Origin of the sequence: Actinomadura sp. HBU206391, assembly GCF_014323665.1 — a bacterium.
Classification (GTDB): Bacteria; Actinomycetota; Actinomycetes; order Streptosporangiales; family Streptosporangiaceae; genus Actinomadura_C.
On record NZ_JABVEB010000396.1, the window covers coordinates 1 to 3,884 of the forward strand.

Annotated in this window: 4 protein-coding genes; 3 read left to right on the forward strand and 1 reads right to left on the reverse strand. The window is 68.7% G+C overall.

The annotated features are described in order from the left end of the window. Positions 1–1,243: hydantoinase/oxoprolinase family protein (locus HKK72_RS37135; protein ID WP_187239075.1), on the reverse strand; the 1,243-nt coding region annotated here is incomplete at its 3' end. A gap of 524 nt (positions 1,244–1,767) precedes the next feature. Between HKK72_RS37135 and HKK72_RS37140 the strand changes: the two genes are divergently transcribed. From HKK72_RS37140 to HKK72_RS37150, 3 genes are all read left to right on the forward strand, one after another. After that, positions 1,768–2,115, forward strand: a complete 348-nt coding sequence (locus tag HKK72_RS37140; protein WP_187239076.1) for an antibiotic biosynthesis monooxygenase family protein — start codon at positions 1,768–1,770, stop codon at positions 2,113–2,115. Further along, positions 2,112–3,128, forward strand: a complete 1,017-nt coding sequence (locus tag HKK72_RS37145; protein ID WP_315987634.1) for a sugar ABC transporter substrate-binding protein — start codon at positions 2,112–2,114, stop codon at positions 3,126–3,128. The genes HKK72_RS37140 and HKK72_RS37145 overlap by 4 nt, the downstream gene beginning before the upstream one ends. Positions 3,129–3,184: 56 nt before the next feature. Continuing rightward, positions 3,185–3,884 (forward strand): ATP-binding cassette domain-containing protein (locus HKK72_RS37150; RefSeq protein ID WP_187239077.1); only part of this gene is annotated, 700 nt, incomplete at its 3' end.

Genomic DNA, 3,884 nt, shown 5'->3' on the forward strand with positions numbered 1-3,884 from the left:
CGACGCCGCGAGCCAGCTCGGGCACTGCCATCCGGAGCTCGGCCGCGACCGGTTCGAGTGCCTTCGCGGCCAGTTCCGGGTCCAGTCGCAGCTTGCCGCCGAGCGGTGTCTCCGTCCCGAGATAGCCGATCGCCAGCGCGGCGTCGGTGAAGGTGGGAATCGTGCCGCCGCGCCCGTAGGACGCCGGGCCCGGCGCGGCGCCGGCGCTCTGCGGGCCCACCTGCAGGGCACCCGCTCCGTCCAGATGGACGATGGAGCCTCCGCCGGCCCCGATGGTATGGATGTACAGCGATGGCGTGTTGATCGGCAACTGCTCGAACTCCGCGCCCTGGTACAGCACGGCTTCGTGGTCGAGGATGAGCGAGGCGTCCAGGCTGGTGCCGCCCATGTCGATGGTGATGAGGTTCGGCTCTGCGATGAGCTCGGACAACGCGGCGGCCCCGATGACGCCGCCGGCCGGGCCGGAGAGGATCAGGCTCACCGGCTGTTCGCGCGCAGTGGCGGCGGTCATCGAACCACCGCCCGAGCGGGTCATGAGGAACCGTCCGGAGAATCCGCCGGCCGCCAGGTCGTCCTCCAGTGCGCGAAGGTAGCGGCGCACGATGGGCTTGACATAGGCGTCCAGCACGGCGGTGCTGGTGCGCTCGTACTCGCGGTACTCGCGTGACAGCTCGTGTGAGAGCGTGACGGCGACGTCGGGAGCGATTTCGGCGAGCACCTCCCGCATCCGCAGCTCGTGCGCGGGGTTGGCGTAGGAGTGCAGGAACGCCACGGCGACCGACTGGTATCCGCGCTCGGCGACGACCGCGGCGACCCGGCGGGCGTCCTCGATGTCCAGCGGCCGGTGCACCGAGCCGTCGAAAAGGCTGCGCTCGAGCACCTCGAAGGTGTCGTAGCGCTCGAGTAGTGGCGTGGGTTTGCGATAGGTGATGTCGTAGTTGCTGCGCCGGTCGGTGCGCCCCAGCAGGTACACGTCGCGAAAGCCCTTGGTGCCGATGACCGCGGTACGGGCACCGGTCCGGGTGAGCAGCGCGTTCAGGCCAAGCGTCGTACCGTGCGTGAACGTCGCGATCTCGCCGACGCCCACCGTCGCCGCGCCGAAGGCGTTCATCACGCCGGTCGTCGGTGACTGCGGGGTGGTCGGGACCTTGTCGAACCGCAGCTCGCCGGTTTCCGGCACCAGTTCGACGACGTCGGTGAAGGTGCCGCCGACATCGATGGCGAGGCGGCTGGTGTTGGTCATGTGATAACTGCCCTCCGAACGAGTGGCAGCACGGTGTCACGCCGCGAGACGCCGTCGATGTGCTGTCGGTACACCGAAGTGGCGCCGTCGGTGTGCTGCCGGTCCCGCCGCGGTCGGTCAGAGGCCGTGCGTCCCGGTGAGAAAGTCCAGTTCGGCAGCCGTACACCGCCGTCGTCGGCGGGGGTGGAGCCAGCGGATTGGTGATCTCGTCGCAATGGCGGCCGGCCGTGTTCTGGTACGGGTCGCCCACCGGGAGGGCGACGTAACGGTGCGCAGCCGAATCAGTACAATGTCACACTATGCCCGGTATGAGGCAACAAAGTGCGTGCGAATGAGCTGACGCGCTTGAAGACGCTCCCGGCACCGGCCGAACCGTGGATCCGGCCGCGCTTTGTTACCGGAATGGGACGGGCGGATGACGATGCACAGACCCTCCGGCAGAGCGTGTGCTCGTAGCACATCGTCGTCGCGCGGCCCACAGTCAGCATTCCGGAACCCCGACGATGCAGATACTGGGAGGAAGCGTGATCCAGAGCGTACTCGCTCTTCGGGCGAAGGCCGGGCGAGAGCAGGAGATCGAAGACCTGTACCGCGAGCGCGGGGTTCTGGACCGCTCCGTGCGATTCCCCGGCTGCCGGGCGGCGACCCTCCTACGGTGCACCGACGGCGGCCCCAGCACCCACCTGGTCATCGCCGACTGGGATGACGCCGACGCCTACCGGCGCTGGGTGGCCGACCCGTGGCGCGCCACCATCTCGGGCGAACTCACCGCCCTGCTCGACATCGAGCCCGGCGAGCCCGTGATCGGCGGCCTCTACGAGCCCGTGATCTCCAACAGAACGGATCGACCCACAACCGAGGAGCTTTCGTGACACGTCCGCTACGACTCTTGGGGGCGGCCTGCGCCCTCACGGCCCTGACGTTGAGCATGACGTCGTGCAGCAAGCCGGACAGCTCGGCTGCCGGCGCGAGCAAGTCCGTCGCCGCGGACAAGAAGCTCAGTATCGGCTTCTTCGGTTTCTCCAAGGCGAATTCCTTTGCCCAGGCGACCTGGGCGGGCATCCAGGAGTACGCGGCGTCGAACAATGCCACCGCGACGTTCCTCGACCCCAACTTCGACGGACCGACGCAGGTCAACCAGTTGCAGGACGCCGTCACCTCCAAACGCTACGACGTCGCGATCGTGCAGGCCAATGACGGCACCGCGATCGCTCCGGCGGTCAAGCAGGCCGTCGCCGCAGGGATCACCGTCGTCATCGAGTTCACTCCGGTCGGCGGTCGCTATGACACGACGGAGGCGCAGATCCCGGGCACGATCAGCATCGTCGACGCACCGACGATCAACGGGGAGGGCATGGCGACGCTCGGCCTCGGGGCGTGCAAGGAGGCCGGCGCCACCCCGTGCAAGGTGGCCTTCCTCCAGGGCTTCGAGAACTACCCGCTGGACACCGCGCGGACGAACGCGGCCGTGGGGGCCCTCAAGAAGGGCGGCGCGGATGTGGTCGCGAGCGTCGTGGGCGGGTACACCGCGGACTCCGGCCGCGCGGCGTTCCAGAACGTGCTGCAGGCCCACCCGGATGTCGACGTGGTGATCGGCTCGTCGCAGGCCATCCAGGGTGCGGCACCGCTGGCCGCCGGCAAGAAGATCAAGTTCGTGGGCAACGGCGGTTCGACCCAGGCCTTCAAGGCGGTGCAGGCCGGCGACTGGTACGGGGTGTACGTCATTCCCGAGAAGGCCGAAGGCAGCAAGGCGGCCGAACTCGGGCTGGCCAAGGCCCGCGGGCAGAACGTTCCAACGGCGACCGACGCGCGCACGCTCACGGACTACAACTCGCTCGGCACCAAGCAGACGCTGCAGGGCAAGACGGCGGACTACTCGGACTAACCCGTGTCCCGGGTGGCGGCTGTGCCGCCCGGGGATCGGTACCCCCCGGAGGACGGATGCAACGATCCAGCACGAAAGCCCCGGCCATCTCGCTGCGCGGGGTCGGCAAGAGCTACAGCGGGGTCTCGGTTCTGCGGAATGTGGATCTGGACATCGCCCCCGGCGAGGTCCACAGCCTCGTCGGTGAGAACGGCGCGGGCAAGAGCACGCTGCTGAAGATCCTCGGCGGCGCCATCCGCGCGGATGAAGGCACGCTCACCTTTGACGGAGAGCGCACCGCGATCCATAACCCGCGGGACGCGATCCGGCACGGCGTCAGCCTCATCTCGCAGGAGGGCGCGCTGGTGCCCGCCCTGACGGTGCTGGAGAACGTGTTCCTCGGCCGCTGGTCGGAGCGTCTGGGGTTCCGGCGAGCACGCGAGGACCGCGAGCGGTTCGACCGGCTTCTGGAGTTCACCGGCTTCGACGTCGATCCGGACCGCAGGGTCGACCTGCTCCCCATCGGGACGCAGCAGCAGGTCGAGATCCTGCGGTCGCTGGCCCGCGACGCGCAGGTGCTGGCGATGGACGAGCCGACCGCGGTGCTCACCGAGCACGAGAAGGAGAACCTGCTCGGGCTGATCCGGCGGCTGGCCGCCGGTGGCACCAGCGTCATCCTGGTGTCGCACTTCCTCGATGAGGTGCTCAAGGTCGCCGAGCGGGTGACCGTGCTGCGCGACGGTCAGCTTGTGATCACCGAGGACGCCGCGCTGCACA